Below are 13,892 nucleotides of genomic sequence, written 5' to 3'. Positions count from 1 at the left end.
CCCTGCTGGCCTCTTCGCAGCGCAAGGCTGCTCCTACAGGGGTATCGAACAGGCCTAAAGCGCGGCGATGAGCAACAGAAACGAAACAGGCCGCTCAAGGCGGCCTGTTCGTTCATGCATCCATCACCTTAGTAGCGGGTGATGTCCGCCTTGGCTTCCAGCTGCTTGCGGTATGCCGCGAAGTCCTGCTGGCCAGCACGCGATGCGAGGTAGCGGCGGATCTGCTGCTTCTCTTCGTCGGTGGCAGCAGCGCCTTCGTTGACACCCTTGAGCTGCAGTACCACCAGGCTACCGTCACGCAGCACGACGCTGCCATAAACCGGCTTGTCCTTGGCCTGTGGCTTGCCCAGGCGGAACAGCGCCTGCAGCTCGGCCGGGTCGATACCGTCCTCGCCGCGGGTAACTGCTTCATAGGCCTTCCAGCCCTGCCCTTCGTGCACACTGCCCGCTGCGATGGAACCGTCACGCAGGCCGGCAATCAGCTTGTCCGCCTTGGCCTTGAGCTCGGCAGTTGCCTTCTCCTTGGCCAGGTGCTCGCTGATGTTCTTGGCCACGGCTTCCAGCGGCAGCTGCTCAGGCTTGCGGTGCTCCTTGACGCGCAGCACCACGGTGGTTTCCGGGTCGAGCTCGATGGCGGTGCTGTTGGCACCCTCCTCCAGCACTTCTTCGGAGAATGCGGCCTGCACGACCGAACGGTTGGCAGTGATGCCTTCGCCACCCTCGCGGCCGAACGCTGCGGAGGTTTGCACCTTCAGGTTCAGGTCCTGGGCCGGCTGGGCCAGGTCGGAAGCCTCGTAGGCAGCATCCTGCAGCTGCTTACTGGCATCTACGTAACGCTGCTCGACCAGCGGGATCTTCAGGTCACGGGTCAGCTTGTCCTTCAGGCTGGCGAAGCTCGGCACTTCCGGCGCCTGCACGCCCAGCAGCTTGATAAGGTGGTAGCCGAACTCGGTGCGAACCGGCGCCGAGACCTGACCGTCCTGCAGCTTGTACAGCGCATCCTCGAACGCCGGGTCGTAAACGCCCGGGCCGGCGAAGCCAAGGTCACCGCCGCTATTGGCCGAACCAGGGTCCTGGGAGAACTCCTTGGCCAGCGCGGCAAAGTCTTCGCCCTTGGCCAGGCGCTGCTCGATCTCTTCGGCGCGGGCCTTGGCCTGGGCGTCGGTGACCTTGTCGTTGACCTCGATGAGGATGTGCGCGGCATGGCGCTGCTCGGCGAGGTTGGCGATTTCCTTCTCGTACTGGGCCTTGAGCTCTTCGTCGGTCACCTTGACCTGATCGAAGAACGCCGACTTCTTCAGCTCGATGTAGTCGATCACCACCTGGTCTGGCGACATGAACTCCTTGGCGTGCTGGTCGTAGTGCGCCTTGATCTCTTCATCGCTGACCTTGACCGCGGCCGGGTCGGCCTTGAAGGTCAGGGAAGCGAAGTCACGGGTCTGCTTCTCGAGGCGGGCAAAGGCATCGACCTGCTGGTCGGTCACGAAGCTGCTGCCGGCCAGGCCGGTGCGCAGCTGGCCGATGAGCATTTCCTCGGCAAGCATGTCGCGGAACTGCATGCGGCCATAGCCCATCTGGCGAATGACCTGGTCAAAACGGTCGGCACTGAACTTGCCGTCCACCTGAAACTCCGGCGTCTGCAGGATCACCTGGTCCAGTGCGGCCTCGGAGAAGGCGAATTTGGCATCTTCGGCGCCTTGCAGCAGCAGCTTGCGGCTGATCAGCCCCTTCAGTGCCTCTTCGCGCAGCAATTTGTCATCCAGCAGCGCCGGGTCGAAATCCTTGCCCAACTGTTGCATCAGCTGACGGCGCTGCATGTCGGCCGCCTGGCTCAGCTCGTTCTGGCTGATGGTCTGGCCGTTCACCTTGGCGGCGTCCTGGCTATGGGTGGCGGCCTGGAAAATGGCTTCGAAGCCGGTCAACGCCATCAACACGACGATAAGGCCGATGATGGTCTTGGCAATCCAACCTTGTGAATTGTCCCTGATATTTTGCAGCATGCGTCCCCCAGAAACGGCTGTACCACTGCGTCGACAACCGCGGAGCGTGGGTAGAAACCTGATAAAAGAAAGGCGCATCCGAGGATGCGCCTTTTCTTAGCAAACGTGTCAGGCGGGAACGTTTGCGCCCCGCCATCACCGTGCTCGGACCTGGCCAGGCCGGGTCCGGCTGAAAGAGACGACTTAGTTGACGGCGTCTTTCAGGCCTTTGCCAGCCTTGAAGCCTGGAACCTTGGCGGCAGCGATCTTGATCGCGTTACCGGTTTGCGGGTTGCGGCCGGTGCGCTCTGCACGCTCCTTGACCGAGAAGGTACCGAAGCCAACCAGTACCACATCGTCACCTTGCTTCAGGGCGCCGGTGACGGATTCGATGACTGCGTCCAGCGCACGGCCGGCTACAGCTTTCGGGATGTCAGCAGATGCGGCGATAGCGTCAATCAGTTCCGACTTGTTCACTCTAAGTCCCCTTATTTCTCTATTGAGTTTGTTTCTAAGTATGTAATGAAAAGCTTATGAAACGTGCGCTGGGTGGCCTGATGACAATAGCGTGCCGCTTTATAGCAAGGCCCCGAAAAAACTGTCAAGGAAAGCCCCCCAGCCAAAAACTACTAGTGCGTGCTAATTCTTTCCTTAGCATCGCCGTCGCGCTTTTCATCTTTCGCGACAATCTCCGGAGCCACATCTGGCAAGGGCTCCGGGGCGTATTGCAGCGCAATTTGCAGGACTTCGTCAATCCATTTGACTGGTTTGATCTGCAGATCCTGTTTGATATTTTCCGGAATCTCCTTCAGATCGCGAACATTCTCCTCGGGAATGATCACCGTCTTGATCCCGCCACGGTGTGCCGCCAGCAGTTTTTCCTTCAACCCGCCAATGGCCAGCACCTGGCCACGCAGGGTGATTTCGCCGGTCATGGCCACATCGGCACGTACCGGAATCTGCGTCAGCGCCGACACCAGCGCGGTGCACATGCCGATACCGGCACTTGGGCCATCCTTCGGCGTGGCGCCTTCAGGCATGTGGATATGCACGTCGTGCTTCTCGTGGAAGTCGGCGGCGATACCCAGGCTGCGGGCACGGCTGCGCACCACAGTCTGCGCGGCGGTGATCGACTCGACCATGACGTCGCCCAGCGAGCCGGTCTTGATCAGCTGGCCCTTGCCGGGGATGACCACGGCTTCGATGGTCAGCAGTTCGCCGCCCACCTGGGTCCAGGCCAGGCCGGTAACCTGGCCGATCTGGTCCTGCTGCTCGGCCAGGCCGTAGCGGAACTTGCGCACGCCGAGCAGGTGCTCCAACTGCTCGCTGGCTACCTTGACCTTGACCTGCTTCTGCCCGGTATGTTCCTTGACCACCTTGCGGCAGACTTTGGCGATTTGCCGCTCCAGGCCGCGCACACCGGCTTCGCGGGTGTAGAAGCGGATGATGTCGCGGATCGCCGAGACATCGACTTCCAGCTCGTCCTTCTTCAAGCCGTTGGCCTTGACCTGCTTGGGCACCAGGTACTTGACCGCGATGTTGATCTTCTCGTCCTCGGTGTAGCCCGGCAGGCGGATGACTTCCATCCGGTCGAGCAGCGCCGGCGGGATGTTCATCGAGTTCGAGGTGCACAGGAACATCACGTCCGAGAGGTCGTAGTCGACCTCCAGGTAGTGGTCGTTGAAGTTGTGGTTCTGCTCCGGGTCGAGCACCTCGAGCAGTGCCGAGGCCGGGTCGCCACGCATGTCGCTGCCCATCTTGTCGATTTCGTCCAGCAGGAACAGCGGGTTGCGCACCCCCACCTTGGTCATCTTCTGGATCAGGCGGCCAGGCATGGAACCGATGTAGGTACGGCGGTGACCACGGATCTCAGCCTCGTCACGCACACCACCCAGGGCCATGCGCACGAACTTGCGATTGGTGGCAGCGGCGATCGACTCGGCCAGCGAGGTCTTGCCGACGCCGGGTGGGCCAACCAGGCACAGTACCGGGCCGCGGATCTTCTTGACGCGCTTTTGCACGGCAAGATACTCGAGGATGCGTTCCTTGACCTCTTCCAGGCCGTAGTGGTCGGCATCGAGGATTTCCTCGGCCTTGGCCAGGTCCAGACGCACCTTGCTCTGGGCCTTCCACGGCACCTGCACCAGCCAGTCGAGATAGGAACGGACCACAGTGGCCTCGGCCGACATCGGCGACATCTGCTTGAGCTTGTTCAGCTCGGCCTGGGCCTTGGCCAGTGCGTCCTTGGGCAGGCCAGCGGCTTCGATGCGCTTTTTCAGCTCTTCGACTTCGTTGTGGCCTTCGTCGCCATCACCGAGTTCCTTCTGAATGGCCTTCATCTGCTCGTTCAGGTAGTACTCGCGCTGGCTGCGCTCCATCTGCTTCTTGACCCGACCGCGAATGCGCTTTTCGACCTGCAGCAGGTCGATTTCGGCATCCAGCAGCGCCAGTACGTGCTCGACACGGGTCGGCAGGTCGACGATTTCGAGAATTTCCTGTTTCTGCTCGATCTTCAGGGCCATGTGTGCGGCCATGGTGTCGACCAGGCGCCCTGGCTCTTCGATGCTGTTCAGCGACGACAGCACTTCGGCTGGGACTTTCTTGCCCAGTTGCACGTATTGCTCGAACTGCGACAGCAGCGTGCGCACGAACACTTCCGACTCGCGCTCGGCGGCGTCGACTTCGTCGATCAGGGAAACTTCGGCACGGATGTGCCCTTCTACTTCGCTGAAACGCTCCACGGCGCCGCGTTGCTCGCCCTCGACCAGCACCTTGACGGTACCATCGGGCAGTTTCAGCAATTGCAGCACGGTGGCAACGGTACCGACGCGGTACAGGGCGTCTTCGCCCGGATCATCGTCGGCCGGGTTTTTCTGGGCCAGCAGAAGAATCTGCTTTTCGCCCGTCATCGCCGCCTCAAGGGCTTCGATGGACTTTTCGCGCCCCACGAACAGCGGGATGACCATGTGCGGGTAAACAACGACATCGCGCAATGGCAAAAGAGGCAAGTCGAGGGTGGTCTTCATGATTTCGCCTCTACAGCGGCCTTATGGCCGGAAACCGGTGGAAATGATGCTTGGACCTAATGTGGGGGCAGGCTTGGGAAATTACAAGCGCTAGCGCAGGAAAAGCAGAAAGGGGCCCGTAGGCCCCTTCTTGCTTGCAACCGTCAACCAGCCATTGCCTGGATCAGGCGTCCGGCGCGGCCTTGGCTTGCGGCTCGCTGTTTTCGTAGATCATCAGCGGCTGCGAAGTGCCATCGATGACGCTCTCGTCGATCACCACCTTGCTGACATCCTTCTTCGAAGGAATCTCGTACATGGTGTCGAGCAACACGCCTTCGAGGATCGAACGCAGGCCACGGGCGCCGGTCTTGCGCTCCAGGGCCTTGCGCGCCACGGCCTTGAGCGCATCGCTGCGGAACTCGAGGTCGACGTTTTCCATCTCGAACAGCTTGGCATACTGCTTGGTCAGGGCGTTCTTCGGCTCGGTGAGGATCTGCATCAGCGCGGCCTCGTCCAGCTCGTCGAGGGTTGCCAGCACCGGCAGGCGGCCGACGAATTCCGGGATCAGGCCAAACTTGACCAGATCGTCCGGCTCGACCTCACGCAGGGACTCGCCAACCTTCTTGCCCTCTTCCTTGCTGCGTACTTCGGCGCCAAAACCGATGCCACCCTTGGTGGAGCGGTTCTGGATGACCTTTTCCAGGCCCGAGAAGGCACCACCGCAGATGAACAGGATGTTGCGGGTATCGACCTGCAGGAATTCCTGTTGCGGGTGTTTGCGGCCGCCTTGCGGCGGAACCGAGGCCACGGTGCCTTCGATCAGCTTCAGCAGTGCCTGCTGCACGCCCTCGCCCGATACGTCACGGGTGATGGACGGGTTGTCCGACTTGCGCGAAATCTTGTCGATCTCGTCGATGTAGACGATGCCCATCTGGGCCTTTTCCACGTCGTAGTCGCACTTCTGCAACAGCTTCTGGATGATGTTCTCGACGTCCTCACCCACGTAACCGGCTTCGGTCAGGGTGGTGGCGTCAGCAATGGTGAACGGTACGTTCAACAGGCGTGCAAGGGTTTCGGCGAGCAGGGTCTTGCCCGAGCCGGTTGGCCCGATGAGCAGGATATTGCTCTTGCCGAGTTCGACTTCGTCACCCTTCTTGTCACGCTGGTTCAGGCGCTTGTAGTGGTTGTACACCGCTACGGCAAGCACCTTCTTCGCGCGTTCCTGACCAATGACGTACTGGTCCAGGATACCGCTGATTTCTTTCGGCGAAGGCAATTTGTGCGCGCTGCTCTCGGCCTGGGCTTCCTGCACCTCCTCACGGATGATGTCGTTGCACAGGTCGACGCACTCGTCGCAGATAAATACCGAGGGCCCGGCAATCAGTTTGCGCACTTCGTGCTGGCTTTTGCCGCAGAAGGAGCAATAAAGCAATTTGCCGCTGTCCTCGCCGTTACGGGTGTCAGTCATTCGATCGATCCAATCCGGTAGGCTTGCAACACAAGATGAAGGCAATTGCGGGCTTTTTCAAGTCCGCAGGTAGGCGCTTTCCGCGCCTACCTGCTCTGGCACCCCGGTTCAGGAGGCCAGTTGCCGCTTGTCGTAGACCGAGTCGATCAGGCCGTACTCGGCCGCGCGCGAGGCGCTCATGAAGTTGTCACGTTCAGTGTCGCGCTTGATGGTCTCGAGATCCTGGCCGGTGTGGTAGGCCAGCAGCTCGTTCAGGCGGGCCTTGATATTGAGGATTTCCTGGGCGTGGATCTCGATATCGGTGGCCTGACCCTGGAAGCCGCCCAGCGGCTGGTGGATCATCACGCGCGAGTTGGGCAGGCAGTGACGCTTGCCCTTGGCACCAGCAGCCAGCAGGAAGGCGCCCATGCTGCAGGCCTGGCCGATGCAGATGGTCGAGACGTCCGGCTTGATGAACTGCATGGTGTCGTAGATCGACATGCCGGCGGTTACGGAACCGCCCGGCGAGTTGATGTACAGATGGATATCCTTGTCCGGGTTTTCCGCTTCAAGGAACAGCAGTTGCGCAACGACGAGGTTGGCCATGTAGTCCTCTACCGGGCCAACCAGGAAGATCACACGCTCCTTCAACAGGCGCGAGTAGATGTCGTAAGCGCGTTCGCCACGGGCGGACTGCTCGATAACCATCGGGACCAGACCGCCTGCGGCCTGGATGTCAGAGCTCTGCTGAATATAAGAATTGCGGGACATGTCCTGCGCTCACTCCCAAATAGTCATGGCTTGAATACGCACAAGCCAGCTCGAAGGCTGGCTTGTGGGGGTTTCCTACGAGAGAAGCCTGTTACTCAGCGGCGGCTGGAGCCTGTGCTGGTTTAACGGCATCTTCGTACGAGACCGACTTGTCGGTCACAGTCGCTTTCTGCAGAACAGTATCTACAACTTGTTCTTCCAGCACAACCGAACGGACTTCGTTCAGTTGCTGGTCGTTCTTGTAGTACCAGGCGATGACCTGCTCAGGCTCTTGGTAAGCCGAAGCCATTTCTTCGATCATTTCGCGAACCTTGCCTTCGTCCGGCTTCAGTTCGAACTGCTTGACCACTTCGGCCACGATCAGACCCAGGACTACACGGCGCTTGGCTTGTTCTTCGAACAGTTCGGCCGGCAGCTGCTCAGGCTTGATGTTGCCACCGAACTGCTGAACAGCCTGCACGCGCAGACGGTTGACTTCGTTTTCCAGCAGGGCTTTCGGTACTTCGATCGGGTTGGCAGCCAGCAGACCGTCCATGACCTGATTCTTCACCTTGGCCTTGATGGCCTGGCGCAGTTCACGCTCCATGTTCTTGCGAACTTCGGTGCGGAAGCCTTCCAGGGTCGATTCCTTGATGCCGAACTGGGCGAAGAACTCTTCGTTCAGCTCTGGCAGCACAGGAGCGGCAACGCTGTTGACGGTGATGGTGAACTCGGCGGCTTTGCCAGCCAGGTCCAGGTTCTGGTAGTCCTCTGGGAAGGTCACGTTAACAACGCGCTCTTCGCCAGCCTTGGCGCCAACCAGGCCGTCTTCGAAGCCTGGGATCATGCGGCCGGAGCCCAGTACCAGCTGGGTGCCCTTGGCCGAACCACCGGCGAACACTTCACCGTCGACCTTGCCGACGAAGTCGATGTTGACCTGGTCGTCGTTCTGCGCGGCACGCTCGACGGCCTCGAAGCGGGTGTTCTGCTTGCGCAGCACTTCCAGCATGTTGTCCAGGTCGGCATCAGCCACTTCGGCGCTCAGGCGCTCGACGCTGATCGACTCGAGGCCGCCAACGGTGAACTCCGGGAACACTTCGAAGATGGCGACGAACTCCAGGTCCTTGCCCTTCTCGAAGGACTTCGGCTCTACCGCAGGGGCGCCAGCCGGGTTCAGCTTCTGCTCGACGATGGCTTCGTAGAAGGAAGCCTGGACGAGGTCACCGAACGCCTCTTGACGGGCATCGGCTTCGAAACGCTGACGAATCACGCTCATCGGCACTTTGCCTGGGCGGAAGCCGGCAACCTTGGCGCGCTTGGCAGTCTGTTGCAGACGCTTGTTGACTTCGTTCTCGACGCGCTCGGCCGGAACGGCGATGGTCATGCGGCGCTCGAGAGCGGAAGTGTTTTCAACAGAAACTTGCATGGATATTCCTCGTTGCACAGACGTTAGCCGGCGTTAGCCCGACTCCAGAATCAAGGGCAAGCATTCTAGTGAGTCGCGCAGCAGAAGTCACCCCACTCGGGACGACGAGAAACCACGCCGGTCGATTAACTTTCAAGGCCCGTACGACATAACGCCGAGCCTGCTTCAATGGGGCCGCACGACGCCACCAGGCGACCTGCAGCCGAAATACCTTGTCAAACAACTGCCACCAACGAATTCGCTTCCTTTATTCAGGTTCGATTTCGTTGAACTGGCAGTACTCCTCCCACTCCATCCCCAGCGCCTCGGCTACCTCGCGGTGCGTCTCCAGGCGCATGGCCTGCAGCTGCTCGGGGGTTTCGGCGATCAGTTGCAGGGCCAGCTCCCAAGGCTGGATACCCAGCTCCTCGGCCGCATCCTCGAACGCCCACTCGATCTGCTGGGCCTGCTCGCGCGCATCCAGCTCACGGATCTCTTCGAGCAGCTGCGGGTTGGCCTCGGCAAAGCGCTGTAGCGCCAGGGCCTGACGGCCTTCTTTTGCGATCATCGGGTTGTTCCTCTGCCGGCCAAATGGGCCAGTGTTTCAACCGGCTGAAATCTAACAGCTTTTATTGGGGTGTCACCAGAGGATTGCAAGGGCCGGGATCGATTGATTTGCAACCCGGCGAACACTCCTACAGCACTGCGGGAAACACGCTATGGCACAAGCGATTGCCCTGCGCTTGAATGGAGCACCTTTTTTGGTACACTTCCATGGGCAGGAACACGACAACACTAGATGTCCGCTTCTTTCGCACCGAAGCCGGCAATGAGCCTGTACGCGAATGGTTGACCTCACTCCCCCGCACCCACAAATACCTGATTGGAACCGAGATCAAGACAATACAAATCGGATGGCCGCTAGGCATGCCCATTGTCAGGAAGCTCGGGAAAGGCCTATGGGAGGCCAGGGTCAACCTTGAGAACACGATCGCCCGGGTACTTTTTACCGTGGATGGAAACACCATGATCCTGCTTCACGGCTTCATCAAGAAGAGCCAGAAAACACCAGCGCCGGACCTGGCCGCCGCCAGGCAGCGCCAAGCCGCCATAAAGAGGCACAAGCAATGACCATACATATCGGCTCCGACTTCGACGACTTCCTGGCAAGCGAGGACCTTGCAGAGGAGGTATCCGCAGCCGCCCTGAAGCGCGTGATCGCCTGGCAGATCGCCGAGGCCATGAAAGCGCAGAAGATCAGCAAGAAGGCATTGGCCGAGCGCATGCACACCAGTCGCACCGCGGTTGACCGGGCGCTCGACCAGAACGACTCAGGCATGACACTGGCAACCCTGGCCAGCGCAGCGCGCGCCCTCGGGCATCGCGTAGAGGTGCGCCTGATACCGGAAAACAGCCCTGCCCTCGCCTGAGCGCAGCGCCGCCAGATCAGGGCGCAAAACAAAAAGGCGCCCGATCTCACGATCAAGGCGCCTTCAAAGAATATGGGGTGGACGATGGGAATCGAACCCACGACAACTGGAATCACAATCCAGCGCTCTACCAACTGAGCTACGCCCACCATATTGCGGTCTTGCGATGTTGCAGTACAACCTTACAGAAGCATGGTGCGGACGAAGAGACTCGAACTCTTACAGCTTGCGCCGCTGGAACCTAAATCCAGTGTGTCTACCAATTTCACCACGTCCGCGTAACGCTTAAAACAAAGGCGCCAGATGCTATCGAGGCGCCTTTGAAGAATATGGGGTGGACGATGGGAATCGAACCCACGACAACTGGAATCACAATCCAGCGCTCTACCAACTGAGCTACGCCCACCATATTGCATTACAGCCTACTTGCTTGCCAAAGCTGCCTAAATGGCGCACCCGGCAGGACTCGAACCTGCGACCATCCGCTTAGAAGGCGGATGCTCTATCCAGCTGAGCTACGGGCGCTTAAGCTTGAAGCCTAACCGAACGAGACCTTTAACAGGTAACTGCTAAACCACTCATTCTGCCCGACTTCGCCAACCAGTGCTAGGCTGTGCCCGACAAGTGCGGCGAATCTTATAGGCGAGCCTGAAAGTCGTCAACACCTTTCTCAAAAAAATTTAAATTATTTAAGGGCTTAGGGGATTTGCCCGACCACCCGCCTTTGCCCTTGGCCCATGTCGTGCGAGAATGCGCCCTCTTTAATTGTTTCCTTCTCGATGGTTAATCACGCGTCTATGACTGCACACCTAATCGATGGCAAGGCGATCGCCGCCAGCCTGCGCCAGCAGATCGCTCAACGTGTCGTGGAGCGTCGCCAGCAAGGCCTGCGTACGCCGGGCCTGGCGGTGATCCTGGTCGGCACCGACCCCGCCTCCCAAGTCTATGTCTCGCACAAGCGCAAGGACTGCGAAGAGGTCGGCTTCATTTCGCAGGCGTTCGACCTGCCCAGCGAAACCACGCAGCAGGCCCTGACCGAGCTGATCGACCGCCTCAATGACGATCCGGCCGTCGACGGTATCCTGCTGCAGTTGCCGCTGCCGGCGCACCTGGACGCCTCGCTGCTGCTCGAGCGCATCCGCCCGGACAAGGACGTGGATGGCTTCCACCCGTACAACATCGGTCGTCTGGCCCAGCGCATCCCGCTGCTGCGCCCGTGCACACCGAAGGGCATCATGACCCTGCTGGAAAGCACCGGCCAGGACCTGTACGGCATGAACGCGGTCATCGTCGGCGCGTCCAACATCGTTGGTCGCCCGATGGCCATGGAGCTGCTGCTGGCCGGCTGCACCGTGACCGTCTGCCACCGCTTCACCAAGGACCTCCCCGGCCATGTCGGCCGCGCCGACCTGGTGGTAGTGGCCGCAGGCAAGCCTGGCCTGGTCAAGGGTGAATGGATCAAGGAAGGTGCCATCGTTATCGACGTGGGCATCAACCGCCAGGAAGACGGCAAGCTGGTCGGCGACGTGGTCTACGAGACCGCCCTGCCGCGCGCCGGCTGGATCACGCCGGTGCCGGGCGGCGTCGGGCCGATGACCCGCGCATGCCTGCTGGAGAACACGCTGTATGCGGCTGAAGAGCTGCACAGGTAAGACCGCGTGATATGAAAACGGCACCTCTGGCAGGTGCCGTTTTTTTTGCCCGTAAACTATGCACCGCGCCGGCTTCTTCGCGGGCTTGCCCGCTCCCACAAGTACTGCGCCGCTCTCAAGATGCGCGGGGTACCTGTGGGAAGAAGCCAGCGCGGTGCTCAGCCGATCACTTCCTGGCCGCCTCCCACGACTTCAGCAGTTCGTTGTAGCTGACTGTCTCGCCCTTGGGCTTTTCGTTGGCCAGTTTCGGTTTCGGCGCCCCAGGCTGGTCGAACCAGTATTGGGCATCCTTCTCCGGGTTCAGCTTCGGTGCGCAGGTGGCCTGGGCGTTGGACCGCTGCAAGCGCTCCATCATCCGGTCCTGGTCGCGGGCCAGGCCGTCCAGCGCTTCCTGCGGGGTCTTCTCGCCACTGGCCACTTCGGCGATGTGGCTCCACCACAACTGCGCCAACCGCGGGTAGTCCGGCACGTTGGTGCCGGTCGGTGTCCACTGTACCCGCGCCGGGCTGCGGTAGAACTCCACCAGCCCGCCCAGCTTGGGCGCCAGCTCGGTCATGGCCTGGGAGTTGATGTCCGATTCGCGAATCGGCGTGAGGCCGACGATGGTCTTTTTCAGCGACACGGTCTTGGAGGTGACGAACTGGGCGTACAGCCACGCAGCCAGGCGTTGCTTCTCGGGGGTGGACTTGAAGAAGGTCCACGAACCGGTGTCCTGGTAGCCCAGCTTCATCCCCTCCTCCCAGTACGGCCCCTTCGGCGAAGGCGCCATGCGCCACTTCGGCGTGCCGTCGGCATTCACCACCGGCAGACCGGGCTTGGTCATGTCGGCGGTAAACGCGGTGTACCAGAAGATCTGCTGGGCGATGTTGCCCTGGGCCGGCACCGGGCCGGCTTCGGAGAAGGTCATGCCCTGGGCTTCCTTGGGCGCATAGGCACGCATCCAGTCCACGTATTTCTGCGTGGCATACACGGCAGCCGGGCCGTTGGTGTCGCCGCCACGGGTCACGCTGGACCCCACCGGATGGCAGTCCTCCACGCGAATGCCCCATTCGTCCACCGGCAGACCATTGGGCAAACCTTTGTCGCCGCCACCCGCCATGGAGAACCAGGCATCGGTGAAGCGCCAGCCCAGTGACGGGTCTTTCTTGCCGTAGTCCATGTGGCCATAGACGCGTTTACCGTCGATTTCCTTGACGTCTTCGGTAAAGAACCTGGCAATGTCCTCGTAGGCTGACCAGTTCACCGGCACACCAAGTTCGTAGCCGTATTTTTCCTTGAACCTGGCCTTCAGTTCGGGCCGCTCGAACCAGTCAGCACGGAACCAGTAGAGGTTGGCGAACTGCTGGTCCGGCAGCTGGTAGACCTTGCCATCCGGCGCGGTGGTGAAGGAAATGCCGATGAAGTCCTTCAGGTCCAGGGTCGGCGAGGTGTAGTCCTTGCCTTCGTTGGCCATCAGGTCGGTGATCGATTCCACCTTGCCGTAGCGAAAGTGCGTACCGATCAGGTCGGAGTCGTTGACCCAGCCGTCATAGATGTTCTTGTCCGACTGCATCTGTGTCTGCAGCTTTTCCACCACGTCGCCTTCCTGCAGCAGGTCGTGGGTCAGCTGTATACCGGTGATCTCGCTGAAGGCCTTGGCCAGCACCTTGGACTCGTATTCATGGGTGGTGATGGTTTCCGACACCACGTTGATCTTCATGCCACGGAACGGTTCGGCAGCCTTGATGAACCACTTCAACTCGGCCAACTGCTGTTCAGGGGTAAGGGTCGAAGGCTTGAACTCACTGCCGAGCCACTTCCTTGCCGCATCCTCGTACTGGTCGGCCCAGGCTGTGCCCTGCACGCTGGCCAGTACCAGCAACGCGGCCAGGGTCAAATGTCGCCTGTTGTACTTGTTGTCGAACATTGTGATCTCCCGTTTCAGTTATCCCACAGGGCCGCTCGCTCAGCCCCAGCGCAGCACCACCACCAGCCACGCCAGCGACAGCAGCGAGGCCACCCACAATGGCCACTCGCTGACGCCAACCACCAGCAAATGCAGGTAGGCGCTGGCCAGCAGGCCGATGAACAAACGGTCGCCACGGCTGGTGACCAGCGGCAGGAAGCCGCGTCGCTCCACGCAGGGGCGGCGCAGTTCGAGCAGGGTCATGCCCAGCAGCAGCACACCAACGGCGGCGAAGAACAGCGCCGTCGGCAAGGTCCAGGCCATCCACTCCATGCCTTG

12 protein-coding genes and 4 tRNA genes are annotated in these 13,892 nt (G+C 60.6%); 3 read left to right on the top strand and 13 right to left on the bottom strand.

Features of this window, described 5'->3' with window-relative positions; genetic code table 11:
* Positions 1-128: 128 nt before the first annotated feature.
* The 7 genes from GYA95_RS05410 to GYA95_RS05380 all read right to left on the bottom strand — a co-directional run bounded on the left by GYA95_RS05410 (position 129) and on the right by GYA95_RS05380 (position 9,154).
* Positions 129-2,000 (bottom strand): SurA N-terminal domain-containing protein, encoded by a 1,872-nt coding sequence (locus GYA95_RS05410; protein WP_015269698.1) that lies wholly within the window; start codon positions 1,998-2,000, stop codon positions 129-131.
* A 183-nt stretch (positions 2,001-2,183) separates the two neighbouring features.
* The gene (locus tag GYA95_RS05405; RefSeq protein WP_003259401.1) at positions 2,184-2,456 is read right to left on the bottom strand and encodes an HU family DNA-binding protein; all 273 of its coding nucleotides are present in this window, start codon (positions 2,454-2,456) and stop codon (positions 2,184-2,186) included.
* A gap of 152 nt (positions 2,457-2,608) precedes the next feature.
* Entirely contained in the window at positions 2,609-5,005 is a 2,397-nt protein-coding gene (gene lon / locus GYA95_RS05400) for an endopeptidase La (RefSeq protein ID WP_015269697.1), read from the bottom strand.
* A 163-nt stretch (positions 5,006-5,168) separates the two neighbouring features.
* Positions 5,169-6,452: an ATP-dependent Clp protease ATP-binding subunit ClpX gene (gene clpX, locus GYA95_RS05395; protein ID WP_013971882.1), complete on the bottom strand. Its 1,284-nt coding sequence runs from the start codon at positions 6,450-6,452 to the stop codon at positions 5,169-5,171.
* 108 nt (positions 6,453-6,560) lie between these two features.
* Entirely contained in the window at positions 6,561-7,202 is a 642-nt protein-coding gene (gene clpP, locus GYA95_RS05390; RefSeq protein ID WP_003259400.1) for an ATP-dependent Clp endopeptidase proteolytic subunit ClpP, read from the bottom strand.
* A gap of 91 nt (positions 7,203-7,293) precedes the next feature.
* Positions 7,294-8,607: a trigger factor gene (gene tig, locus GYA95_RS05385; protein ID WP_015269696.1), complete on the bottom strand. Its 1,314-nt coding sequence runs from the start codon at positions 8,605-8,607 to the stop codon at positions 7,294-7,296.
* Positions 8,608-8,854: 247 nt separating this feature from the next.
* Complete coding sequence (locus tag GYA95_RS05380) at positions 8,855-9,154, bottom strand: DUF6388 family protein (protein WP_015269695.1); 300 nt, start codon at positions 9,152-9,154, stop codon at positions 8,855-8,857.
* A gap of 206 nt (positions 9,155-9,360) precedes the next feature.
* On the opposite strand from GYA95_RS05380, the gene GYA95_RS05375 reads away from it, so the two are divergent.
* Positions 9,361-9,717, top strand: coding sequence for a type II toxin-antitoxin system RelE/ParE family toxin (locus tag GYA95_RS05375; RefSeq protein WP_015269694.1), 357 nt, complete (start codon positions 9,361-9,363; stop codon positions 9,715-9,717).
* Entirely contained in the window at positions 9,714-10,016 is a 303-nt protein-coding gene (locus GYA95_RS05370; RefSeq protein ID WP_015269693.1) for an XRE family transcriptional regulator, read from the top strand. Before GYA95_RS05375 ends, GYA95_RS05370 begins: the two co-directional genes overlap by 4 nt.
* A 73-nt stretch (positions 10,017-10,089) precedes the next feature.
* On the opposite strand, the gene GYA95_RS05365 is transcribed toward GYA95_RS05370, so the two are convergent.
* The 4 genes from GYA95_RS05365 to GYA95_RS05350 form a co-directional block, all read right to left on the bottom strand.
* A tRNA-His gene (locus GYA95_RS05365) sits at positions 10,090-10,165 on the bottom strand.
* A 44-nt stretch (positions 10,166-10,209) separates the two neighbouring features.
* Positions 10,210-10,294, bottom strand: a tRNA-Leu gene (locus GYA95_RS05360).
* 52 nt (positions 10,295-10,346) lie between these two features.
* Positions 10,347-10,422, bottom strand: a tRNA-His gene (locus tag GYA95_RS05355).
* A gap of 42 nt (positions 10,423-10,464) precedes the next feature.
* Positions 10,465-10,541: transfer RNA gene (locus GYA95_RS05350), tRNA-Arg, on the bottom strand.
* A 272-nt stretch (positions 10,542-10,813) separates the two neighbouring features.
* On the opposite strand from GYA95_RS05350, the gene folD reads away from it, so the two are divergent.
* The gene (folD, locus tag GYA95_RS05345) at positions 10,814-11,668 is read left to right on the top strand and encodes a bifunctional methylenetetrahydrofolate dehydrogenase/methenyltetrahydrofolate cyclohydrolase FolD (RefSeq protein WP_015269692.1); all 855 of its coding nucleotides are present in this window, start codon (positions 10,814-10,816) and stop codon (positions 11,666-11,668) included.
* 166 nt (positions 11,669-11,834) lie between these two features.
* Here the strand turns inward: folD and GYA95_RS05340 are convergent, their stop codons facing one another.
* Entirely contained in the window at positions 11,835-13,574 is a 1,740-nt protein-coding gene (locus GYA95_RS05340) for an ABC transporter substrate-binding protein (protein ID WP_013971878.1), read from the bottom strand.
* Between the two features lie 39 nt (positions 13,575-13,613).
* Positions 13,614-13,886 carry a DUF2160 domain-containing protein gene (locus GYA95_RS05335; protein WP_013971877.1) on the bottom strand — a complete coding sequence of 91 codons (273 nt, stop codon included), beginning with the start codon at positions 13,884-13,886 and terminating at the stop codon, positions 13,614-13,616.
* Between the last annotated feature and the right edge of the window lie 6 nt (positions 13,887-13,892).

This window comes from Pseudomonas asiatica, from assembly GCF_009932335.1.
Taxonomy (GTDB): Bacteria; Pseudomonadota; Gammaproteobacteria; order Pseudomonadales; family Pseudomonadaceae; genus Aquipseudomonas; species Aquipseudomonas asiatica.
This window is presented reverse-complemented; position numbering and strand designations above follow the sequence as displayed.

Excerpts from the sequence above, each read along its gene's own strand:
- GYA95_RS05380 (WP_015269695.1), bottom strand. The coding sequence starts at position 9,154 with ATGATCGCAAAAGAAGGCCGTCAGGCCCTGGCGCTACAGCGCTTTGCC.
- tig (WP_015269696.1), bottom strand. The coding sequence starts at position 8,607 with ATGCAAGTTTCTGTTGAAAACACTTCCGCTCTCGAGCGCCGCATGACC.
- clpX (WP_013971882.1), bottom strand. The coding sequence starts at position 6,452 with ATGACTGACACCCGTAACGGCGAGGACAGCGGCAAATTGCTTTATTGC.
- GYA95_RS05410 (WP_015269698.1), bottom strand. The coding sequence starts at position 2,000 with ATGCTGCAAAATATCAGGGACAATTCACAAGGTTGGATTGCCAAGACC.
- clpP (WP_003259400.1), bottom strand. The coding sequence starts at position 7,202 with ATGTCCCGCAATTCTTATATTCAGCAGAGCTCTGACATCCAGGCCGCA.
- GYA95_RS05335 (WP_013971877.1), bottom strand. The coding sequence starts at position 13,886 with ATGGAGTGGATGGCCTGGACCTTGCCGACGGCGCTGTTCTTCGCCGCC.
- GYA95_RS05370 (WP_015269693.1), top strand. The coding sequence starts at position 9,714 with ATGACCATACATATCGGCTCCGACTTCGACGACTTCCTGGCAAGCGAG.
- folD (WP_015269692.1), top strand. The coding sequence starts at position 10,814 with ATGACTGCACACCTAATCGATGGCAAGGCGATCGCCGCCAGCCTGCGC.
- GYA95_RS05375 (WP_015269694.1), top strand. The coding sequence starts at position 9,361 with ATGGGCAGGAACACGACAACACTAGATGTCCGCTTCTTTCGCACCGAA.
- lon (WP_015269697.1), bottom strand. The coding sequence starts at position 5,005 with ATGAAGACCACCCTCGACTTGCCTCTTTTGCCATTGCGCGATGTCGTT.
- GYA95_RS05340 (WP_013971878.1), bottom strand. The coding sequence starts at position 13,574 with ATGTTCGACAACAAGTACAACAGGCGACATTTGACCCTGGCCGCGTTG.